The sequence below is a fragment of the Mesorhizobium sp. M1A.T.Ca.IN.004.03.1.1 genome, assembly GCF_003997555.1.
Classification (GTDB): Bacteria; Pseudomonadota; Alphaproteobacteria; order Rhizobiales; family Rhizobiaceae; genus Mesorhizobium.
In genome coordinates, this window is sequence record NZ_RZTV01000006.1 from 65,778 (window position 1) to 87,198 (window position 21,421).

Annotated in this window: 17 protein-coding genes and 1 pseudogene; 8 read left to right on the plus strand and 10 right to left on the minus strand. The window is 64.3% G+C overall.

Annotated elements, in window-relative coordinates; genetic code table 11:
* The 4 genes from fdhF to EOD29_RS20125 form a co-directional block, all read right to left on the minus strand.
* On the minus strand, positions 1-2,913 hold the full coding sequence (fdhF, locus tag EOD29_RS20110; protein WP_127247578.1) for a formate dehydrogenase subunit alpha: 2,913 nt from the start codon (positions 2,911-2,913) through the stop codon (positions 1-3).
* A 10-nt stretch (positions 2,914-2,923) separates the two neighbouring features.
* Positions 2,924-4,480: an NADH-quinone oxidoreductase subunit NuoF gene (locus EOD29_RS20115; protein ID WP_127247579.1), complete on the minus strand. Its 1,557-nt coding sequence runs from the start codon at positions 4,478-4,480 to the stop codon at positions 2,924-2,926.
* Positions 4,477-4,956: a formate dehydrogenase subunit gamma gene (locus EOD29_RS20120; protein WP_127247580.1), complete on the minus strand. Its 480-nt coding sequence runs from the start codon at positions 4,954-4,956 to the stop codon at positions 4,477-4,479. The genes EOD29_RS20115 and EOD29_RS20120 overlap by 4 nt, the downstream gene beginning before the upstream one ends.
* Positions 4,957-5,150: 194 nt before the next feature.
* Positions 5,151-6,050 (minus strand): LysR family transcriptional regulator, encoded by a 900-nt coding sequence (locus EOD29_RS20125; protein ID WP_127247581.1) that lies wholly within the window; start codon positions 6,048-6,050, stop codon positions 5,151-5,153.
* A 156-nt stretch (positions 6,051-6,206) separates the two neighbouring features.
* Between EOD29_RS20125 and EOD29_RS20130 the strand changes: the two genes are divergently transcribed.
* Both EOD29_RS20130 and EOD29_RS20135 read left to right on the plus strand, forming a co-directional pair.
* Positions 6,207-6,848, plus strand: coding sequence for a DUF47 domain-containing protein (locus EOD29_RS20130; RefSeq protein ID WP_127247582.1), 642 nt, complete (start codon positions 6,207-6,209; stop codon positions 6,846-6,848).
* A gap of 3 nt (positions 6,849-6,851) precedes the next feature.
* On the plus strand, positions 6,852-7,856 hold the full coding sequence (locus EOD29_RS20135) for an inorganic phosphate transporter (RefSeq protein ID WP_067324384.1): 1,005 nt from the start codon (positions 6,852-6,854) through the stop codon (positions 7,854-7,856).
* Positions 7,857-7,876: 20 nt separating this feature from the next.
* Here EOD29_RS20135 and EOD29_RS20140 read toward each other — a convergent pair whose 3' ends face one another.
* On the minus strand, positions 7,877-8,254 hold the full coding sequence (locus EOD29_RS20140; RefSeq protein WP_095799271.1) for a VOC family protein: 378 nt from the start codon (positions 8,252-8,254) through the stop codon (positions 7,877-7,879).
* Between the two features lie 210 nt (positions 8,255-8,464).
* On the opposite strand from EOD29_RS20140, the gene EOD29_RS20145 reads away from it, so the two are divergent.
* The gene (locus EOD29_RS20145; protein WP_127247583.1) at positions 8,465-9,643 is read left to right on the plus strand and encodes an Mrp/NBP35 family ATP-binding protein; all 1,179 of its coding nucleotides are present in this window, start codon (positions 8,465-8,467) and stop codon (positions 9,641-9,643) included.
* Between the two features lie 32 nt (positions 9,644-9,675).
* Here the strand turns inward: EOD29_RS20145 and EOD29_RS37885 are convergent.
* Positions 9,676-9,807, minus strand: a pseudogene (locus EOD29_RS37885) (SRPBCC domain-containing protein); the annotation flags it as partial.
* A gap of 126 nt (positions 9,808-9,933) precedes the next feature.
* Between EOD29_RS37885 and EOD29_RS20155 the strand changes: the two are divergent.
* Both EOD29_RS20155 and EOD29_RS20160 read left to right on the plus strand, forming a co-directional pair.
* On the plus strand, positions 9,934-11,739 hold the full coding sequence (locus EOD29_RS20155; RefSeq protein WP_095782337.1) for an IlvD/Edd family dehydratase: 1,806 nt from the start codon (positions 9,934-9,936) through the stop codon (positions 11,737-11,739).
* A 131-nt stretch (positions 11,740-11,870) separates the two neighbouring features.
* A complete protein-coding gene (locus EOD29_RS20160; RefSeq protein WP_127247584.1) occupies positions 11,871-12,269 on the plus strand; it encodes a hypothetical protein in 399 nt (132 codons plus the stop codon).
* Between the two features lie 18 nt (positions 12,270-12,287).
* Here EOD29_RS20160 and EOD29_RS20165 read toward each other — a convergent pair whose 3' ends face one another.
* Positions 12,288-13,877: a trimethylamine methyltransferase family protein gene (locus EOD29_RS20165; RefSeq protein ID WP_127247585.1), complete on the minus strand. Its 1,590-nt coding sequence runs from the start codon at positions 13,875-13,877 to the stop codon at positions 12,288-12,290.
* Positions 13,878-14,098: 221 nt separating this feature from the next.
* A complete protein-coding gene (locus EOD29_RS20170) occupies positions 14,099-15,592 on the minus strand; it encodes a PLP-dependent aminotransferase family protein (RefSeq protein ID WP_040974759.1) in 1,494 nt (497 codons plus the stop codon).
* 304 nt (positions 15,593-15,896) lie between these two features.
* Between EOD29_RS20170 and pgi the strand changes: the two genes are divergently transcribed.
* On the plus strand, positions 15,897-17,540 hold the full coding sequence (gene pgi, locus EOD29_RS20175) for a glucose-6-phosphate isomerase (protein ID WP_127247586.1): 1,644 nt from the start codon (positions 15,897-15,899) through the stop codon (positions 17,538-17,540).
* 5 nt (positions 17,541-17,545) lie between these two features.
* Complete coding sequence (locus tag EOD29_RS20180) at positions 17,546-18,271, plus strand: HAD family hydrolase (RefSeq protein ID WP_067003634.1); 726 nt, start codon at positions 17,546-17,548, stop codon at positions 18,269-18,271.
* Here the strand turns inward: EOD29_RS20180 and EOD29_RS20185 are convergent, their stop codons facing one another.
* Both EOD29_RS20185 and EOD29_RS20190 read right to left on the minus strand, forming a co-directional pair.
* Positions 18,272-18,907 carry a 50S ribosomal protein L11 methyltransferase gene (locus tag EOD29_RS20185; RefSeq protein ID WP_095824410.1) on the minus strand — a complete coding sequence of 212 codons (636 nt, stop codon included), beginning with the start codon at positions 18,905-18,907 and terminating at the stop codon, positions 18,272-18,274. It abuts the gene before it with no gap.
* A 71-nt stretch (positions 18,908-18,978) separates the two neighbouring features.
* On the minus strand, positions 18,979-20,688 hold the full coding sequence (locus tag EOD29_RS20190) for a long-chain fatty acid--CoA ligase (RefSeq protein ID WP_281059221.1): 1,710 nt from the start codon (positions 20,686-20,688) through the stop codon (positions 18,979-18,981).
* Here EOD29_RS20190 and EOD29_RS37180 point away from each other — a divergent pair.
* Entirely contained in the window at positions 20,672-21,265 is a 594-nt protein-coding gene (locus tag EOD29_RS37180; RefSeq protein WP_245475374.1) for a hypothetical protein, read from the plus strand. The genes EOD29_RS20190 and EOD29_RS37180 overlap by 17 nt on opposite strands.
* Positions 21,266-21,421 lie beyond the last annotated feature (156 nt).

The following is a 21,421-nucleotide window of genomic DNA, read 5'->3' on the forward strand; positions in this document are numbered from 1 at the left end:
CTACTCCGCCGCTTCCAGCGGGGCGATGCGGCGGCTCTGCTTGGCCTGCTCATTATAGTCCCTCTGCCACTCGGTCGGGCCGTTGGATGGCGCCACCTGCACGGCGGTGACCTTGTATTCCGGACAATTGGTCGCCCAGTCCGAGAAGTCGGTCGTGATCACATTGGCTTGCGTGTCCGGGTGGTGGAAGGTCGTGTAGACGACGCCGGGCGACACGCGGTCGGTGATCAGCGCGCGCAGCGTGGTCTCGCCCGAACGGCTCGCCAGCCTCACCCAGTCGCCCTCGCGGATGCCGCGGTTCTCGGCGTCGTGCGGATGGATCTCCAGCCGATCTTCGGCATGCCAGGCGACGTTTTCGGTACGCCTGGTCTGCGCACCGACATTGTACTGCGACAGGATACGCCCGGTGGTGAGCAGCAGCGGGTAGCGCGGGCCGGTCCGTTCGTCCGTCGCGACATATTCGGTGCGGATGAACTTGCCCTTGCCGCGCACGAAGCCGTCGACATGCATGATCGGCGTGCCGAGCGGTGCCTTCTCGTTGCAGGGCCACTGCACCGATCCGACACGGTCGAGCAGCTCGAAGGAGACGCCGGAGAAGCTCGGCGTGGTCTTGGCGATCTCGTCCATGATCTCAGACGGGTGCGTGTAGTTCCAGTCGAGCCCAATGGCGCGGGCGAGCTCCTGCGTCGCCTCCCAGTCGGCGTAGCGCGCCTTCGGCTCCAGCACCTTGCGCACCATGTTGATGCGGCGCTCGGCATTGGTGAAGGTGCCGTCCTTCTCCAGGAAGGTCGAGCCCGGCAGGAAGACATGGGCGTAGTTCGCCGTCTCGTTGAGGAAGAGGTCGTGGACGACGACGCACTCCATCGCGGCCAGCCCTGCGGCGACATGCTTGGTGTCGGGGTCGGACTGCAAGATGTCCTCGCCCTGGATGTAGATACCCTTGAACGAGCCGTCGACGGCGGCATCCAGCATGTTGGGGATGCGCAGGCCGGGCTCCTCGTCCAGCTTCACGCCCCACAGGCTCTCATAGATGTCGCGCACGGCTTCGCCGGAGATATGGCGATAGCCCGGCAACTCATGCGGGAAGGAACCCATGTCGCAGGAGCCCTGGACATTGTTCTGGCCGCGCAGCGGGTTCACGCCGACGCCCGGACGGCCGATATTGCCGGTGGCCATGGCGAGGTTGGCGATCGCCATCACCGTGGTCGAGCCCTGGCTGTGCTCGGTGACGCCGAGGCCGTAATAGATCGCGCCGTTGCCGCCCCTGGCGTACAGGCGCGCGGCACCCCGGATCGCTTCAGGATCGACGCCGGACAGCTTGCCGACCGTCTCGGGGCTGTTTTCCGGCAGGGCGACGAAGGACGCCCAGTCCTGGAACTCGGCCCAGTCGCAGCGCTCGCGGATGAAGGCTTCGTCGAACAGGCCCTCGGTGACGATGACATGGGCCAGCGCCGTCAGCACCGCGACGTTGGTGCCGGGCTTCAGCGGCAGGTGATAGTCCGCCTCGACATGCGCCGACTTCACCATCTCGGTGCGGCGCGGGTCGAGCACGATCAGCTTGGCGCCCTCGCGCAGCCGCTTCTTCAGCCGCGAGGCGAACACCGGATGCGCCGTAGCGGGATTGGCGCCGATGATGACGGCGACGTCGGTGAATTCGACCGAGTCGAAATCCTGCGTGCCGGCCGAGGTACCGTAGGTTTGGCCGAGGCCGTAGCCGGTCGGCGAATGGCAGACGCGCGCGCAGGTGTCGACATTGTTGTTGCGGAAGCCTTGCCGCACCAGCTTCTGGACAAGATAGGTCTCCTCGTTCGTGCAACGCGAGGAGGTGATGCCGCCGATCGAGCCGCGTCCGTACTGGTACTGGATGCGGCGGAATTCCTTTGCCGTATGGGCGATCGCCTCTTCCCAACTCACCTCGCGCCACGGATTGGTGATCTTCTCCCGGATCATCGGCGACAGGATCCGATCCTTGTGGGTGGCATAGCCATAGGCAAAACGGCCTTTGACGCAGGAATGGCCGTGGTTCGCCTTGCCGTCCTTGTAAGGCATCATGCGGATGACTTCGTCACCCTTCACTTCCGCCTTGAACGAGCAGCCGACGCCGCAATAGGCGCAGGTCGTGACGGCCGAGCGCTCCGGCATGCCCTTCTCGAGCACGGTCTTCTCGCGCAATGCGTCGGTCGGGCAGGCCTGCACGCAGGCGCCGCAGGACACGCATTCGGAAGCGATGAAATCCTCATGCATGCCGGCGACCATGCGGGACTCGAAGCCGCGGCCCTCGATGGTTAGCGCGAAGGTGCCCTGCACCTCTTCGCAGGCGCGCACGCAGCGTGAGCAGACGATGCACTGCGCCGGATCATAGGTGAAGTAGGGGTTGGACTCATCGCGGGCGATGTAGTCGACCGCCAGCGAGCCATGGCCGGGCGCCACGCCGCCTTTTTCCTTGACGTGGTTGCGGCCTTCGACGCCGTAGCGGTTCTCGGTCAGACCGACCGACTCCGCGACCGCGTCGAACTCGCTGGCGCCGGTTCCGGCCTTCTCGTTCCAGCCGGTCGGATGGTCGGAGACGTAGAGTTCCATGACGCCGCGGCGGATGGCATCGAGCCGCTCGGACTGCGTGCGCACCACCATGCCCTCGCCGACCGGCGTCGTGCAGGATGCGGGCGTGCCGCCGCGGCCGTCGATCTCGACCAGGCAGACGCGGCACGAGCCGAAAGAGTCCAGCATGTCGGTGGCGCAGAGCTTCGGGATCTCGACCCCGCCTTCCATCGCCGCGCGCATGATCGAGGTGCCTTCCGGCACGGTGATGCTTTGCCCGTCGACGGTCAGCGTCACCTGCTTCGCCGCTCTCGACTCCGGCGTTCCGTAGTCGATCTCTTCGATGAGTGTCGGGAAGTCGGCTTTGATGTTCATCTGCCAGCTCCTATTCGGCAGCCACGCGCGTCGGCGCCGGCTTGAAATCCTCGGGGAAATGCGTGATCGAGCTCATCACCGGGTAGGGCGTGAAGCCGCCCAGGGCGCAGAGCGATCCGAACTTCATCGTGTTGCAGAGGTCGGTGACCAGAGCGAGGTTCTTCTCCGCCTCGATGCCCGCGGCGACCTTGTCCAGAACCTCCATGCCGCGCGTCGAGCCGATGCGGCAGGGCGTGCACTTGCCGCAGCTTTCGACGGCGCAGAACTCCATGGCAAAGCGCGCCTGCTTCATCATGTCGGCGCTGTCGTCGAACACGGTTATGCCGGCATGCCCGATCAGCCCGTCCTTGGCAGCAAAAGCCTCGTAATCGAACGGCGTGTCGAAAAGCGCGCGTGGGAAATAGGCGCCGAGCGGGCCGCCGACCTGCACCGCCTTCACCGGCCGCCCCGAAGCCGTGCCGCCGCCGATCTCGTCGACGATTTCGCCCAGCGTCAGGCCGAAGGCCGTCTCGAACAGGCCGCCATGCTTGACGTTGCCGGCGATCTGGATCGGGATCGTGCCGCGCGAACGGCCCATGCCGAAATCCTTGTAGTAGGCGGCGCCCTTGTCCATGATGATCGGCACGGAGGCCAGGCTGATCACGTTGTTGATCACCGTCGGCTTGCCGAACAATCCCTGGATCGCCGGCAGCGGCGGCTTGGCGCGAACCACGCCGCGCTTGCCTTCCAAGCTGTTGAGCAACGAGGTTTCCTCGCCGCAGACATAGGCGCCGGCGCCGACGCGGATTTCCATGTCGAATGCGTTGGGCGAGCCCAGCACATTGACGCCCAGCACGCCCGCCTTGCGGGCGATCGCGACCGCCTTGTTCATCGTCGCCGCCGCATGCGGATATTCCGAGCGGATATAGACGAAGCCTTTGGTCGCGCCGGTGGCGATGCCGGCGATCGCCATGCCCTCGATCAGCACGAAGGGATCGCCCTCCATGATCATGCGGTCGGCGAAGGTGGCGCTGTCGCCCTCGTCGGCGTTGCAGACGATATATTTGCGTTCGGAATTCGTATCGAGAACCGTCTTCCACTTGATGCCGGTCGGGAAGCCGGCGCCGCCGCGGCCGCGCAGGCCGGACTCGGTCACCTGGTTCACGACGTCCGCCGGCGCCATGGCGACCGCGTTCTGCAGGCCTCTCAGACCGCCATGCGACTTATAGCTGTCGAGCGACAGCGGGTCGATCACGCCACAGCGCGCGAAGGTCAGCCGCGTCTGCTTGGCTAGGAAGGGGATCTTGTCTGGCGCGCCCAGCCAGCGTTTGTGATGGCCACCCTTGAGGAAGCCGCTGTCGAACAGGCTCTTGACGTCAGACGGCTTGACCGGCCCGTAGGCGACGCGGCCCTCGGCGGTCGCAACCTCGACCATCGGCTCCAGGAAATAGGCGCCGCGCGAGCCGTTGCGCACGATCTTGGCCTCGACGCCGCGCTCCTTGAGCTCCTTCTCGATCGCCCTGGCGACCTTTTCGGCGCCGAGCGCCAGAGCACCGGAATCGGCAGGGATGTAGATGCGCGGGATCATGAACGCACCTCCGCGACGATCTCTTCGATCTTCTCGTCGTCGAGCCGGCCGATCACTTCGCCGTCGAGCATCGCCGACGGCGAGCAGGCGCAAAGCCCGAGGCAATAGACCGGCTCCAGTGTAACCGATCCGTCGCGTGCGGTCTCGTGAAAATCGATGCCGAGCAGTTGCTTGACCTTGGTGGCGACGGCTTCCGAACCCATCGACTGGCAGGCTTCCGCCTGGCAGAGCTTCAGCACATGCCGGCCGGCCGGCTTTGCGCGGAAATCGTGATAGAAGGTGACGACGCCATGCACCTCCGCTCGCGAGAGGTTCAGCCCGTCGGCGATGACCGGAAGCGCCGCCTGCGGCACATGGCCGAATTCTTCCTGGATGCCGTGGAGAATCGGCAGCAACGGACCTTCGAGGTCCTTCAACTCCTCGATGATCGCCGCTATGCGCGACGCGATCCCGGTACTTGCAGGCTGCATCGGCATGCAGCGCCCTCCCTGGCCGTGGCGCCAACACATATGTCACCCCAAAATATAGAGCGGTTTTGGGGCAACGACATGCACAGGGCGCGATATCGCTAAGTCCTTATGAAATCAGAGGAAACCTCCGAGATCAATAAAGCAGTCTCGTCGCTTGATAGAAATTTTCTATCAGAAACGCTGAGCCCGCATTGTCTAGCCTAGCGGTGGGAACGGAAATCGTCTGCCAGCGCCATTGCCTCGTCCAGCAGCGCCTGCACCAGCGGCGTGTGCGGCTCGCGCGGCGCCGCCACCAGCCCGACCGTGTGGCTGGCATCCGGATCGACTATCGGAATGGCCCGGATCGGTTCGGAAAAGCCGAATGTTTCCGCAAGGTTGAGCGGCATGATCGATGACCACTTGCCGGTCCGGATATGCGAGAACAGCACGATCATCGAGTTGGATTCCAGTGTCGGCCGCACCTGCACGCCGGCTTCCGCCAGATGCTGGTCGATGATGCGGCGGTTCTGCATGTCCGGCGTCAGCAGGCAGAGCGGCAACTGGCTGATCTCTGCCCACGTCACTTTGTCGCGGTCGGAAAAGGGGTTACCGACCGCCGTGATCAGCTGGTAGCGCTCGTCATAGAGCGGCACGCTGGTTACCCGCCCCAGCGGCTCGTTGTCGAGATAGGTGATGCCGGCATCGACATCGAGATTGCCGAGCAGCGTCAGCACCTCGATCGAGGTCCGTGACAGCACCGAAAAGGTGACGCCGGGATGCTTGTCGCGGAATGGCGTCGTCAGCCGCGCTACCATGGCGAGCGCCGTCGGAACGGCGGCGATGCGGATGCGGCCGGACAGGCCGTGGCGCGCCGCCCGCATCTCCTCGCGCATGGTTCTTGAATCGCCGACGATGCGGCGCGCCCAAACCAGCACCTGCTTGCCTTCCGGCGTCAGACCCTGGAAACGCGAGCCGCGCAGCACCAGCATGACGCCGAGCTGCTCCTCGAGCTGCTTGATGCCGGCCGACAGCGTCGGCTGGGTGACGCCGCACACCTCGGCGGCGCGGCCGAAATGCTCTTCCCTGGCTAAAGCGATGAAGAATTCCAGCTTGTCGATCATGTCATCCGATCCACGGTCTGCCCAAGGTCGGGGAAATCGCTTTGCTTCGCAAGGCGGATGAACGATAGGATCTCATCCACATTTTTGAGCCGGCTTATCTGTTTTCCCGCGCCGCGCATGGCGCTATGTGGGGTAGGCGGAAGCAGGGAGGAGCAGATGCTGGGTTGGTTTCGCAGACTGTTGCCGCGCGAGGATCGCTTCTTCGAACTGTTCGAACGGCATTCGCGCACGGTGGTCGGCGGCGCCGAGGCGCTTGAGCAGCTTCTCCAGGGCCGGGACATCGACCGCTGGTGCCAGACGATCGTCGATCTGGAGGACAAAGCGGACGGGATCACCGCGGAGGTGCTGCTTGCCGTCAGGCGCTCCTTCATCACGCCCTTCGACCGCGGCGACATCAAGGATCTGATCCAGTCGATGGATGATGCCATCGATACGATGCACAAGGCCGTCAAGACGGTGAAATTGTTCGAGATGACGGAATTCGATCCGCTGATGCGGGAAATGGGCAGCGTCATCGTCGAGGCCGCCCGGCTGGTAGCAGAGGCCATCCCACTGCTCGGCAAGGTTGGCGCCAACGCCGCGCGGCTGAACGCCATCGCCGAAGAAGTCATGCGCGTTGAGGGCCGCGCCGACGACCTGCACGAGCAGGGCCTGAAGGACCTGTTCAAGCGGCACGGCCGCAGCGACCCTATGGCCTACCTGATCGGCTCGGAGATTTACGGCCAGCTGGAAAAGGTGGTCGACCGTTTCGAGGACGTCGCTAACGAGATCAGCGGCATCGCGATCGAGAACGTCTAACAGATGGACGCCGCGATCGCCTTTCCCCTGCTGGTCGGCCTCGTCGCCGTGGCGCTGTTCTTCGATTTCCTCAACGGCCTGCACGATGCCGCCAACTCGATCGCGACTATCGTCTCCACCCGCGTGCTGAGGCCGCACTATGCCGTGTTCTGGGCGGCTTTCTTCAATTTCATCGCCTTCCTGTTCTTCGGTCTGCATGTCGCCGAGACGGTGGGAAAGGGCATCGTCGACGCCGAGATCGTGACTCCGGCAGTTATCTTCGCCGCGCTCATCGGAGCCATCGTCTGGAACATCGTCACTTGGATCGCCGGCATTCCGTCGAGCAGCTCGCATGCGCTGATCGGCGGGTTGGTCGGCGCCGGCGTCGCCAAGGCCGGCCCGGGGGCCATCGTCTGGTCCGGGCTCGGCAAGACGGCCGCGGCGATCGTGCTCTCGCCGGCGACCGGATTCGTGCTGGCGCTTGTCCTTATCCTCATCGTCTCATGGCTGTTCGTTCGGCAGACGCCGTTCGCGGTCGATAACAGCTTTCGCGTCCTGCAGTTCTTCTCTGCCTCGCTCTATTCGCTGGGGCACGGCGGCAATGACGCGCAGAAGACCATGGGCATCATCGCCGTGCTGCTCTATTCGCAAGGCATGCTCGGCCAGAGCTTCCACGTGCCGTTCTGGGTGGTCATCACCTGCCAGTCGGCATTGGCGCTGGGCACGCTCTTCGGCGGCTGGCGCATCGTGCACACGATGGGATCGAAGATCACTCGGCTGAACCCGATGCAGGGTTTTTGCGCCGAGACCGGCGGGGCGATAACGTTGTTCGCCGCCACCTGGCTCGGTGTCCCGGTCTCGACCACGCATACAATCACCGGCGCCATCATCGGCGTGGGTGCTGCCCGCCGCGTCTCGGCGGTGCGCTGGGGCATTGCCGGCAACATTGTCGTGGCGTGGGTGATCACCCTGCCGGCGACGGCGGCGATTTCGGCGTTGACCTATTTTGTCACGCGCCTGGCGGTCTGAGGCAAAGCTGGTGCTGAAATCTACTCGCCCGCAAGACACAGTATGTTGCCGTCCGGGTCCTTGAACCAGGCGACCTTCATGCCGTAGCCGACATGGACATCGCCCTCGACCGTCAGCCCGGGCATCTCATAGCGCTCGAAGGTGACGCCCTTCGATTTCAGCGCCTGGACAATGGCGCCGATCTGGTCGCCGACCGTCCAGGTCAACGCCGTCGCCTTGTTGGTACCGGCGAATTCTGAACGATAGACGTTGATGACCGTGTCTCCGCTTTTGTAGACGATCAGTTCTCCGGCCATGTCGTCGACAGGCTTGAGGCCCAGCGTTCCTTCGTAAAAGCCCTGCGCTCTCGAAAGGTCTTTCACCGCCACATTGGCCGCTGCGTTGCTGTTTGCGAGCATGACAGTCTCCTTTTCCGGTTGCCGTCGCTCATGGCAACCGAGATAGGGCCCCTGGATCGATTGGCCATGGCAATCGGCGGATCGGGACGCGCTCGGCCAAATCCGACACCACCAGTCGTTTTCCGGAGCACGCCGGACGAGCCATTGCGCCACGGCTTGGTTCTGCCGGGAAACTGCACTATCTGGAACGCCAAACTCCGAGGAAAGACCATGACTGTAACCAAGGAAACCGTCATCGAACGCCTAAGGACGGTCAATGGACCGGACTTTACCGGCAACATCGTCGACCTCGGCCTGGTGTCTGAGATTTTCATCGCCGACTCCAAGGTGTTTTTCTCGATTACCGTTCCCGCCGCCCGCGCCCAGGAGATGGAGCCGCTGCGCGCCGCCGCCGAGCGTGTCGTCAAGGCGATCCCCGGCGTCGCCAACGCCGTCGTCGCGCTGACGGCGGAGAAGAAGGGCGGCGGCATGGAGGCGCCGGTTCGGCCGGCTCCCCAGGCAGCGCCGCCACGACCTGCTCCCCAGGCAGCGCCGCAGCGTCCTGGCCCGCAGGCGCCGGCTTCTCACAGTCACGGCAAACGCGGCGTGCCCGGCATCGATGCGATCATCGCTGTGGCGTCCGGCAAGGGCGGCGTCGGCAAATCGACCACCGCCGTCAACCTGGCGCTCGGCCTTGCCGCCAATGGGCTGAGCGTCGGCGTGCTCGATGCCGATATCTACGGGCCGTCGATGCCGAGGCTGCTCAACATTCACGGCCGCCCGCAGACGGTCGACGGCAAGATCCTGAAGCCGATGCAGAATTACGGCCTCAAGGTGATGTCGATGGGCTTCCTGGTCGACGAGGAGACGCCGATGATCTGGCGCGGCCCCATGGTGATGTCGGCGCTCACCCAGATGCTGCGCGAGGTCGAATGGGGACCGCTCGACGTGCTGGTCGTCGATATGCCGCCCGGAACCGGCGATGCCCAGCTCACCATGGCCCAGCAGGTGCCGCTGGCCGGCGCCGTCATCGTCTCGACGCCGCAGGACCTGGCGCTCATCGATGCCCGCAAGGGCCTCAACATGTTCAAGAAGGTCGACGTGCCGCTGCTCGGCATCGTCGAGAACATGAGCTATTTCCTCGCGCCCGACACCGGCAAGCGCTACGACATCTTCGGCCATGGCGGCGCGCGCCGCGAGGCCGAACGGCTCGGCGTCACCTTCCTTGGCGAGGTGCCGCTGGAGATGGGCATCCGCGAAAGCTCGGACGCCGGCGCCCCGGTGGTCGCATCCAAGCCGGACGGCGCGGAGGCGAAGATCTATCGCGATATCGCCGCGAGGGTATGGGACAGGGTGCAAGAGGAACGCGGCGCCGCCGAGGCGGCAGTGCCCAGCATCGTGTTCGAGTAATTCGCCGGGCCGGCGCTAGGTGTCCGATTTCCCCGGCAGCCGGGAATCGCCTCCTTCAGGATTTCCGGGTCGTTGAGGGCTTCCCACACTTTCTCGACGGGTGCGGCGATCCGCTCCTCGCCCTCGATCACCAAAGCCCCCAAGATCTCCCGGATTGAGGACATCGACTGGTCCTAGGCCGCGGCCCTCTCTATGTCTATCGCACCAAAGTGCGGGTCTGCGGCGTGTCTGCCTCTTGCCTGCATGAGCGCGTTGTCATATCGATTTGTCATACAAATACGGAGACCACGATGGCAGGCGCCCCCACCAAGAAGAAGAAATTTCGCTCGCAGGAGTGGTTCGACAATCCCGACAACCCGGGCATGACGGCGCTCTATCTCGAGCGCTACCTCAATTACGGGTTGACCCGCGCCGAGCTGATGTCGGGCAAGCCGCTGATCGGCATCGCGCAGACGGGTTCTGATCTCTCGCCCTGCAACCGGCACCATCTCGAGCTCGCCAAGCGCGTGCGCGAAGGCATTGTCTCGATGGGCGGCATCCCCTTCGAGTTCCCGTGCCACCCGATCCAGGAGACCGGCAAGCGGCCGACGGCGGCGCTCGACCGCAACCTCGCCTATCTCAGCCTCGTCGAGGTGCTCTACGGCTATCCGCTCGACGGCGTCGTGCTGACCATCGGCTGCGACAAGACTACGCCCGCGCTCTTGATGGCGGCGGCGACCGTCAACATTCCGGCGATCGCGCTTTCGGTCGGCCCGATGCTCAATGGCTGGCATAAGGGCAAGCGCACCGGCTCCGGCACCATTGTCTGGGAATCGCGCCAGCGGCTGTCGGCCGGCGAGATCAATTATGACGAGTTCATGGACATCGTCGCCTCCTCGGCGCCGTCGACCGGCTATTGCAACACCATGGGTACCGCCACCACCATGAACTCGCTGGCCGAAGCGCTCGGCATGCAGCTGCCGGGCTCGGCCGCGATCCCCGCGCCCTATCGCGAGCGCGGCCAGATTGCCTACGAGACCGGCAAGCGCATCGTCGATATGGTGCATGAGGACCTGAAGCCGTCGGACATCATGACCCGCCAGGCGTTCGAGAATGCCATCGTCGTCAATTCGGCCATCGGCGGCTCGACCAACGCGCCGATCCACCTCAATGCCATCGCCCGCCATCTCGGCGTGCCGCTCGACAATGACGACTGGCAGAACATCGGCCTTAACGTGCCGCTGATCGTCAACCTGCAGCCGACGGGCGAGTATCTCGGCGAGGACTATCACCATGCCGGCGGCGTGCCGGCCGTCGTGGCCGAACTGCTGAAGGGCGGACTATTGCCGCACCCCGACGCGATCACCGCCAACGGCAAGTCGATCGGCGACAATTGCCGCGGCGCGGTCAACGAAAATCACGATGTCATCCGCGGCGTCGACAAGCCGCTCAAGAGCAATGCCGGCTTCATCAACCTCAAGGGCAACCTGTTCGATTCCGCCATCATGAAGACCAGCGGCATCTCGCCCGAATTCCGCGAGCGCTATCTCTCGAACCCGAACGATCCGGAGGCTTTCGAAGGCAACGCCATGGTCTTCGACGGCCCGGAGGATTACCACGCCCGCATCGACGATCCGGCGCAGGGCATCGACGAGCACACGATCCTGTTCATGCGCGGCGCCGGTCCGGTCGGCTATCCGGGCGGCGCCGAGGTGGTCAACATGCAGCCGCCGGCCCATCTCATCAAGAAGGGCATCCATTCGCTGGCCTGCATCGGCGATGGCCGCCAGTCCGGCACGTCGGGTTCGCCATCGATCCTCAACGCATCGCCGGAGGCAGCGGTCGGTGGCGGGCTGGCGCTGCTCAAGACTGGCGACCGCGTCCGCATCGACCTGAGGAAGGGCACCGCCAATATCCTTGTCGGCGACGAGGAGATCGCCAGGCGGCGGGCAGCCCTGCAGGGCAATGGCGGCTATGACTATCCCGAGCACCAGACGCCCTGGCAGGAGATCCAGCGCGGCATGGTCGACCAGTTCTCCGCCGGCATGGTGCTGAAGCCGGCGGTGAAATATCAGGATGTCGCGCACACCAGGGGCGTCCCGCGCGACAACCACTGAATTCAGAGCACGGCGAAAATCGAAGGGCGGACCGCTTTCCGGCGGACCGCCCTTTCTCATGGCCCTTGTTTCGGCCGCGGGGCGTCTACAGATTAGCCCGATCCCGGCGGCCCTACGAAGGGAGGCTATATATGGCGAAACGGCGCTCTTCCCTCGGCTTCGTCGGCATGTTCGGCCGTTCGGGCGACTTGCGCCAGCTCGACGACGCCTTGCGTAAGGCCGACTTGCATCCGGCACTGGTGCCTGAGGGCGTCAAGCTCACCATCGTCAACCTGATGAAGGATCATTGGCCCGAGGAGCCGCCGCCCCAGGCTTATCAATCGGTGGCGCAACTCTGCGGCTATTGCGTCGCCGGACCGGAAACCTTCGAGCGGGCCAATGGCAGGGAGCACACTTTGGAAGCCGAGCGCCGCATCGAGGCCGTGCTCGATGCCGGCGACAGCCTCGATGCGCAGATCGTGCTGTTGACGCTGCATGCGAAGCTGATCAACGCCGAAGTCGTCGAGCGCTATCGGCTGCGTGCGGAGTGATCTGCGAGAGCGGAAAGATCAGCCGCCCATCTTGTTGCGCGGCAGCTTGATCATCTCGCCGAAGCGCGCGCGCAGCTTGTCGTCGACGAGCCGCGACACATGGCGCGGAAAGCGCTCGGCCAGCACGCGCTTTTTCTCGGCGATCGCCCGCTGCAAAATGTCGGGCCGGCCCTTCTCATTCCATTCCTTGGGCGAGAAGCGATCGCCGACTGCGGGATAAAAATATTCGGTCTGCATCAGCTTCAAAGTCTGCTCGTTGCCGAGATAATGGCCCGGGCCCTTGAGGCAGACATCGGCGATCGTGTCGATCGACAGCGCCTCATCCGTCACCTCGATGCCGCGCACGCATCGCAGGCAGTGGCCGAGCATGTCGTTGTCGATGATCAGGCTTTCGAGACAGAAGCCGAGCAGCGAGGCATGCATGCCGGCCGATTCATAGATGAGGTTGAGGCCGGCAAGACCGGCCATCACATCGGTGATGCCTTTTTCATAGCCGGATTGGATGTCGGGCAGCTTCGAATCCGTCATGCCCGCGGCCGAGCCGCCCGGCAGGTCGTAATATTGCGCCATCTGCGCGCAGGCCGCGGTCAACACGGCCTGCTCGGCCGAACCGCCGGACATGGCGCCGGTCCGGAGGTCGGAGACGAACGGCCAGGTGCCGAAAATCGCCGGATGGCCGGGCTTGATCGCGTTGACATAGACCAGGCCCATCAGCACTTCGGCCACCGCCTGCACGACGGCGCCGGCAATCGCAGCGGGAGCTGTGGCGCCGGCTTGGCCGGCCGACAAGAGCAGGATCGGAATGCCGCCCTCGACGCAGGCTTCGAGCACGCCGCAGGCGTCCTCGGCGAATTTCATCGGCGGCACCACGAAGCAGTTCGAGTTCGACACGAAAGGCCGCGCCCGGAAATTCTCCTCGCCGCCGGCGATCGCATAGAGCATTTCCAGCGCCGGCTTGACGTTCTCTCGCACGGTGAACGAGGTGCCGACATGCTTGGATGTCCCCAGTACGCAGGCATAGAGCGTGTTGAAGTCCATCTCGAGCGGATCGGGAATATCGCGCGGCACCATGGTGCGCTGGAAGAAATGGATGTTGTCGAGCCCGTCGACGAGACGGGCGGCGTCATAGATGTCCTGCAGCTGCGATTCGCGATATTCGCGCTTCTCGACATCGACCAGATGCACCGCCGCGCCCGCCGTGCCGTAGTGCACGCGTTTGCCCTGGATCACCATGTCGTGCTTGGGATCCTGGCCGTGGAGCGTGAAATGGCGCGCCGCCTTCTTGATCGTGTCGAGGACCAGCGCGCGCGGCAGGCGGATGCGGCCGTCGTCGCCGTAGCTCGCCCCGACCCGGGTCAGCGCCTCGATGCAGGAGGGGATGGCGTTGGCGAAGCCCACCGTCTCCAGAAGCGTCAACACCGCTTCATGGATGCGTTCCTTGTCGTTCTGGCTCAATGGTCCGTAGCTGCCGCCTTCGAGGCCGGGTCGCACCGGACGGATATCGTCTGCGAGCGGTGCTGCCCGCATCGCGCGGCGCGCTTCGCGCCCGCCGGACCGCCGCGAACGCTGGTCCGACGTCGTTTCCTGCTTCTCAAGAGCCACTGACATGGAAAGCACTCCACCTTTGCTTTTTCAGGGGCAGGATGCGCGGCGGTTGGTCCACCATCGGCCTGCCTCGTCCCCTTTGTGCCTCGACTATGCCGTCGGCATTGGCACAGCCTATGAGCCAGTCAATCCCGTCGAATATGCCAGGATGCTAAAGCGTTGAGGCGCGCCAAAATAAAAGAGCCGGCAAAAACGCCGGCTCTTGATGTGGCAGTCCGTGGTGATCAGGCGGCAGCGGGCCTGCGGCCGGCGGCTGTGGCGAGCTCCCGAATCCCGGGCTCGATGTGCTGCAGCGAGATCGAGGAGATGCCCAAACGCATGAAACGCGAGGGCTTTTCGCTGCGGTCGAAGAACCGGTCGCCGGGTTCGATGATGACGCTGCGGGAAGCGGCCGCTTCGGCGAGCCCTCGTGAATCGGTACCGCGCGGGCCCTCCAGCCACAACGATGTGCCTCCCGCCGAGTCGGTCGAGCGCCATTCTGGCAGGAAAGCGGAAATCGCATGGACCAGACGCTTGCGCCGCTCGTCGAAGGCGGCGGAGAGCCTGCGCACCAGCGCCTCGTGATGGCCGAGCGACAAAAACAGCGCAACGGCGCGCTGGTTGTTTGCTGGCGGATGCCTGAGCATGAAGCGACGCAACGCGCGAAGCTCGGCAATCAGTCCTGCCGAAGCGACGATGTAGCCGAGCCTCAGACCCGGAGCCAGCGTCTTCGACATCGAGCCGACATAGATGACGCGGCCCGAGCGATCGAGGCTCTTCAGCGCCTGCTGCGGCGCCTCGTCGAGAAGCTGGCTGTCATAGCCGTCCTCGATGATGATCTGGTTGTTGCGGTTGGCGCGCGCCAGCAAATCCTGCCGCCGCTCGGCGGACAACGGCACCATCGTCGGGCAATGATGGCTGGGCGTGACGAAGACAAAGCCGGAATCGCTGGGAATCGCCGAGGTCACGATGCCCGACTGGTCGACCGGGACCGGCTGGATATCTGCGCCGGCGAGCCGGAAGATCGAGCGGGCATCCGGATAGCCGGGGTCTTCCATTGCCACCTTCGAGCCCTTGGTCATCAACAGCGAGGCGAGCATATAGAGCGCGTTCTGCGCGCCCAGGGTCACGATGATCTCGTCCGGATTGGCGAAGATGCCGCGGCGCGGCAAAAGCCGGGCCTGGATCTGCTCGATGAGCAGCGGATCGTCCCGGTCGACCATGTCGGATGCCCAGTTGCGGATCTCCAGCACCGCGAGCGCCATGCGGTTGCACTCGCGCCATTCCGCGGTCGGAAACAGCGCCGGATCGAACTGGCCGTAGACGAACGGGTAGGAGGACTTGATCCAGTTGTCGTGCTTGGCCGGCGGCGGCATGTCGCTGGCGGCGATCTGCCGACGCGCCTTCCAGTCGATCTCATTCTGCTGGTCGGGCGCCTTCTGGTGCGGCTTGGCGGGGGTGGCCAGCACTTCAGGGTTGACGAAGTGGCCGCGCCGCTCGCGCGCCACAAGAAAACCTTGGTCGACCAGCTGCTGGAAGGCAAGCACCACCGTGCCGCGGGCAACGCCCAGTTTTTCCGCCAGAATCCGACAGGATGGCAGCGGCATCGAAGCGGCGATCTGCCGGTCGAGGATGGCTGCGACGATCGCCTGGCGGATCTGTGCCTGGAGAGTTTGTCCGGATTCGGCCGAAATCCGGAACAGGCCGGACCATATGGCCGTGTCATTGCGCTGTGGCATGGGAGATCATCCTCGGATGGCCAGCTGTTTTCACTTGGCTGGACCAGTCGAGTGTAGGGGTGGCACAAGGGGTTGCGCCAATCAATTTTTCTGATCGCTGGGATTTATGCCAGTGATCCATTGGTCACGAAAGGGGCGCGTCCGCCAGGGAAGCGGATGTTGCGGGGCATCATAAAAGCGTGATGCAGTGCGTCACTGCCGCGCTTGAACGAAACGGAAATCCGGCTCAATACATTGTCGCGACGACACGCGCCGGAAACATCGGGCCTGTTAAAATGGTCTAAAAACCCGCCAGGAGCCACCATTGGATCAGTCAGCCTTCGACAAGCAGGTCACCGCCCTGCGTGAGCAGCGCGCGGCAGCCAAGGGCACGATGAGCGAAGCCTTCGCCGCCGATCCCAAGCGCTTCGAGAAATTCTCCGCGACCGATGGCGATCTTCTGCTCGACTGGTCGAAATGCGCGGTCGACGCCGACACGATGGCAATGCTGGAGAAGCTCGCCGGCGCCGCCGACATCGAAGGCCGACGCGCCGCGATGTTCGAAGGCAAGAAGATCAACATCACCGAAAACCGCGCCGTGCTGCACACGGCGCTGCGCAATCTGACCGGCAAGAGCGTCGTGGCCGATGGCCAGGACACCAAGGCCGATGTGATCGCCGTGCTCGACGCAATGGGCGCCTTCGCTGATGCGATCCGCTCCGGCGAGGCGGCCGGCGCCACCGGCAAGAAGATCACCGACATCGTCAATATCGGCATTGGCGGCTCGGATCTTGGCCCGGCGATGGCGACGTTGGCGCTCGCTCCCTACCATGACGGCCCGCGTGCGCATTATGTCTCCAATGTCGACGGCGCCCATATCCACGACACGCTGAAGGGCCTGTCTCCCGAGACGACTTTGTTCATCATCGCCTCCAAGACTTTCACCACTGTCGAGACGATGACCAATGCCGAGACGGCGCGCAGATGGGTGGAAAAGGCGCTGGGCAATCAAGCGATCGGCAAGCATTTCGCCGCCGTCTCGACCGCGCTCGACCTAGTGGCCAAGTTCGGCATCGCCTCCGACCGCGTCTTCGGTTTCTGGGACTGGGTCGGCGGCCGCTACTCGGTCTGGAGCGCCATCGGCCTGCCGGTGATGATCGCCATTGGCCCGCGCAATTTCCGCGCCTTCCTCGACGGCGCGCATGAGATGGACGAGCATTTCCGCTCGGCCCCCCTGCAAAAGAACCTGCCTGTTTTGCTGGGGCTGATCGGCTGGTGGCACCGCGTCGTCTGCAAATACCCGGCCCGCGCCGTCATTCCATACGATCAGCGCCTGTCGCGCCTGCCGGCCTATCTGCAGCAGCTCGATATGGAATCGAACGGCAAGAGCGTGACACTGGACGGCGGCGCGGTGGCTACGCCGACCGGCCCGCTGGTCTGGGGCGAGCCCGGTACCAACGGCCAGCACGCCTTCTTCCAGCTTTTGCACCAGGGCACCGATTTCATCCCGGTCGAGTTTCTTGCCGCAGCCGTCAGCCACGAGCCCGAGCTGAAGACCCACCACGATCTCTTGCTTGCCAATTGCCTGGCGCAGTCCGAGGCCTTCATGAAGGGCCGCACGCTGGAAGAGGCGCGCGCGCAGATGCTGGCCAAGGGCATGAAGCCCGCCGATGTCGACCGCATCGCGCCGCATCGCGTCTTTTCGGGCAACCGTCCGTCGCTCACCATCCTCTACCGGAAGCTTGATCCGCGCACGTTCGGTCGCCTGATCGCGCTCTATGAGCATCGCGTCTTCGTCGAAGGCACGCTGTTCAACATCAACTCGTTCGACCAGTGGGGTGTCGAACTCGGCAAGGAACTGGCGACAGGCCTGCTGCCTGTCGTGGAAGGCAAGGAGACTGCCGCAAAACGCGACGCCTCGACTGCCGGATTGGTGGCTCATATCCACCAATTGCGCGGCGCGGAGTAAAAGGATTGGCGGATATCAAGGGAATTCTGTTCGACAAGGACGGCACGCTTGTCGACTTCAACGCTACCTGGCTCGGCATTGCCGATTTCATGGCCATGGACGCCGCCGAAGGCGATCGCTGGAAAGCCGACAGGTTGCTCGCCGCCGCTGGCTTCGATTTCGTCAGCAAGCGCTTCAAGCCCGATTCGATCTTTGCCTCGGGCTCGAACATGGACGTCGTCGAGCTCTGGTTCCCGCGCCTGTCGGAGGAGGACCAGATGCTGGCCGTCGCACGCTTCAACGAGATCACCTCGGTTCAGGGCTCGTCGATGGCTGTCGCGCTACCCGGTATCGTCGAATCGCTGCGGGCGCTGCACAAGCGATCCTTCCGGCTGGGCGTCGCCACCAACGATTCCACCAGCGGCGCCGAGAAGACGCTCGCCACGCTCGGCGTCGCGCAGCTCTTCGACGCCGCCTTCGGCTATGATGCGGTCGCGAACCCGAAGCCCGCGCCCGACACGGTCATCGCGTTCTGCGATCTGACGGGGCTGAAGCCGGGCGAGATCGCCATGGTCGGCGACAATCGCCACGATCTCGAAATGGCGCGCGCCGGCGGCTGCGGCCTGGCGATCGGCGTGCTTTCCGGCACGGGTACGCGCGACTCGCTGTCGCCGATGGCCGACGTCATCCTGGATTCGGTCGCCGACCTGCCGGATTTTCTCGCCGCGCGGATGAGTGTGCCGGCGGGCTGATCAGGGCTCGCTGGGAAGGAACGCAAATATCCCGCTCGGTTTCGGCGCGCTACCGCCGTTTCCGCCGACATCAGGCACCTGATACTCGCCAAGCAGGCGAAGCCGCCGCCTGGGCAGCCAGGCGCGGCCCGGGTCGCCGACCAGCACCTCGATGCCCGCGGCAAGGCAGCGGTCGAGGAAGGGGACGATCCGCCGCGCGACCGCTTGCCCGTAGAAAACGTCGCCGGCGAGCACAATGTCGACCGACGGCGGCGGACAGGCGCTGATGTCCTCGCCGATTATGATGATGGCGACGCCGTTGGCCTCCGCGTTGAGGCGGAGCGCGACGATGCCGTTGCGGTCGATCTCCGCCGCGGTCACTTTCCTAGCCCCGGCTCGCGCCGCGGCGATACCGACAAGGCCGGAACCGGCGCCGAGGTCGAGCACGCGCCGGCCCGCAACGGTTGACGGCCGGTCGAGAACATAGCGCGCCAGCACTGCGCCGCCCGCCCAGGCATAGGCCCAGTAGGGCGGCTGCGGCTCGGCCGCGTGCTCATGCGACCCGTCCTCCGGTTCCAGCAGCCGCCTCAGCCCGCTGCCGGGATGGGCCGTATAGAGCCGGATTTCAGGCAGCGACGGCACCGGCTGAAGCCGCATGTTCGCCTTGATGAATTCGGCGGGGTCGAGGTCGGCGCGATGTATTGGCGTCAGGCCGGCAACATTTTCGTTCAAATCTGCTCCCGCAACGCGCGCCGCAGGATCTTGCCGACCGGCGTCTTCGGCAGTTCGGCGCGGAATTCGATGTATCTCGGCCGCTTGTAGCCGGTCAGGTTCTCGCGGCAATAGACAGTCAGCGTCTCGATGGTGAGCGCTGGATCCTTCCTGACCACAAACAGCTTCGGCACCTCGCCGGAGTGCTCGTCCGGCACGCCGATCGCCGCCACTTCGAGCACGCCCGGGTGCTGCGCCACGACTTCTTCCAGCTCGTTCGGATAGACGTTGAAACCGGAGACCAGGATCATGTCCTTCTTGCGGTCGACGATCTTGGTGTAGCCGCGCTCATCCATGAAGCCCATGTCGCCCGACTTGAAGAACCCGTCCTTGGTCATCACCTTGGCGGTCTCGTCCGGCCGGTTCCAGTAGCCGGCCATAACCTGCGGACCCCGGATGCAGATCTCTCCGACTTCGCCGAGCGGCACGTTGTTGCCGTCGTCGTCGCGGATGGCGATCTCGGTCGATGGCAGCGGCAGGCCGATCGTGCCGGTAAAGTCGCTGGAGCTGAACTTGTTGGCGGTCGCCACCGGCGAGGTTTCGGAAAGTCCGTAGCCTTCGCTCACCGGACAGCCCGTCAGCGCCTTCCAGCGCTCGGCCACGCCTTTCTGCACCGCCATGCCGCCGCCGAGAGTGAGGATCAGCGGCTTGAAGTCGAGCTTGCGGAAATCCTCATTGTTGAGCAACGCGTTGAACAGCGTATTGAGGCCGGGAAAGATGTGGACCGGGTATTTCTGCAGTTCTTTCACGAAGCCCGGAATGTCGCGCGGGTTCGGAATGAGCACGTTCTGCGCGCCTTGCTGCATGCCCATCAGCGCGTTCACCGTCAGCGCGAAGATGTGGTAGAGCGGCAGCGCGCAGACGAAGTTGAGATGCGCCGGCTTCGGCTTGACCGTATAGGCGTCCTCCACCCAGAGCGAATTCTGCGCCACGTTGGACAAGACGTTGCGGTGCAGCAGCGTCGCGCCTTTCGACACGCCGGTCGTGCCGCCGGTATATTGCAGGAAGGCGATATCGTCGCCCGATACCGCCGCCGGCTTGAAGGCGCTTGCCGAGCCCGCCTTGAGCGCGGCGTTGAATTTGACGTGGCCGGGCAGCGACCAGGCGGGAACCATCTTCTTCACCCGCCGCACGACGAGATTGACGATCGCGCCTTTCAGCCCGCCCAACATGTCGCCCATCGCCGCGATCACGACATGCTTGACCGGCGTCCTGGCGATCACCGCCTGCAGCGTGTTGGCGAAGTTCTCCAGAATGACGATGGCCTGCGCGCCGGAATCTTTGAGCTGATGCTCCAGCTCGCGCGGCGTGTAGAGCGGGTTGACGTTCACCACCGTGAAGCCGGCGCGAAGCACGGCCATCATCGCTACCGGGTATTGCAAAACGTTCGGCATCATCAGCGCCACGCGCGCGCCCTTCTCCAGTCCCTTCGACTGCAGATAGGCGCCGAAGGCCGCCGAAAGCCGCTCGAGCTCGGCATAGGAGATCGACTTGCCCATGCACACGAACGCCGGCCGGCTGGCGAACTGCTTGCAGGCGCCGACGAGGAAGTCGCCGATGGAATCGTAAGGCAGCGGACCGATCTCCGCCGGCATCTTCTTCGGGTAGTTTTTCAGCCAAGGCTTTTCCGGCAACCCTGCCGCGAGTTCCGTGATCGCCTTGGGCAGCCGCCTGGCCGATCCCGAGGCCGTCTTTGCGGCCGCAGGCCTGGCGGTCTTTGCGGTTGCAGCCTTGGCGGCGGATTTGGGGTTCGTCTTCTTTGCAGCGGCAGCCGGTTTCACAGTGGTCTTCGGCTTGGAGCCGGCCTTCGCAGGTGACGGCGTTTTGGCTGGCGAAGCGGTCTTGGAAGATGAAGCCTTGGCCGCGCCCGCATTGACGGGCGCGGCCTTGGCTGTTGCCTTCGCCGGGGGCGTTGTCTTTGCTGCTTTTGCCACCAAATCCCTCCCTGGTGTCCTGGTCTTGCTGCTGCGCCGCATCTCTTTCCGATTTCGGAAGCGTTCCTCCGCTGCGGCCGATTGCGGATTCCAAGAAATCCGGCCTGGCGTCTATGTATTGCCTCTATCGGCGGCCGTGCAAGTCTTGCCCCAGCGGCAGCGGCGGAAAGATTTGCCGCCGAAATCCTGTCCCTCGACGCCTCCCGCAGGCGTGTCCCCACGAGGACTTGGGATCGCAGGCAGGAGCTTCTTGTTCCATTTCGGCAGAGGCTCAATCAATAAAAAAATGCGGTTGTTAACATTAGCGTGAGCGAAAAATTCTGCTCATTTTTTTCTGCTATTTGAGGAAAATGCGGATTCTTTTCCTGCTTACCGTGGGGTACGCAAACGGGGTGTTCCAAAGCCCCAAAAACGGTGCTTATATGCGCGCTTCGCGAGCCTGATAGAGGGGCTTGGAAGAACATCA

Coding starts and splice junctions, on each gene's coding strand:
- fdhF (WP_127247578.1), bottom strand. CDS start 2,913: ATGAACATCAAAGCCGACTTCCCGACACTCATCGAAGAGATCGACTAC.
- EOD29_RS20115 (WP_127247579.1), bottom strand. CDS start 4,480: ATGATCCCGCGCATCTACATCCCTGCCGATTCCGGTGCTCTGGCGCTC.
- EOD29_RS20120 (WP_127247580.1), bottom strand. CDS start 4,956: ATGCCGATGCAGCCTGCAAGTACCGGGATCGCGTCGCGCATAGCGGCG.
- EOD29_RS20125 (WP_127247581.1), bottom strand. CDS start 6,050: ATGATCGACAAGCTGGAATTCTTCATCGCTTTAGCCAGGGAAGAGCAT.
- EOD29_RS20130 (WP_127247582.1), top strand. CDS start 6,207: ATGCTGGGTTGGTTTCGCAGACTGTTGCCGCGCGAGGATCGCTTCTTC.
- EOD29_RS20135 (WP_067324384.1), top strand. CDS start 6,852: ATGGACGCCGCGATCGCCTTTCCCCTGCTGGTCGGCCTCGTCGCCGTG.
- EOD29_RS20140 (WP_095799271.1), bottom strand. CDS start 8,254: ATGCTCGCAAACAGCAACGCAGCGGCCAATGTGGCGGTGAAAGACCTT.
- EOD29_RS20145 (WP_127247583.1), top strand. CDS start 8,465: ATGACTGTAACCAAGGAAACCGTCATCGAACGCCTAAGGACGGTCAAT.
- EOD29_RS20155 (WP_095782337.1), top strand. CDS start 9,934: ATGGCAGGCGCCCCCACCAAGAAGAAGAAATTTCGCTCGCAGGAGTGG.
- EOD29_RS20160 (WP_127247584.1), top strand. CDS start 11,871: ATGGCGAAACGGCGCTCTTCCCTCGGCTTCGTCGGCATGTTCGGCCGT.
- EOD29_RS20165 (WP_127247585.1), bottom strand. CDS start 13,877: ATGTCAGTGGCTCTTGAGAAGCAGGAAACGACGTCGGACCAGCGTTCG.
- EOD29_RS20170 (WP_040974759.1), bottom strand. CDS start 15,592: ATGCCACAGCGCAATGACACGGCCATATGGTCCGGCCTGTTCCGGATT.
- EOD29_RS20185 (WP_095824410.1), bottom strand. CDS start 18,907: ATGCGGCTTCAGCCGGTGCCGTCGCTGCCTGAAATCCGGCTCTATACG.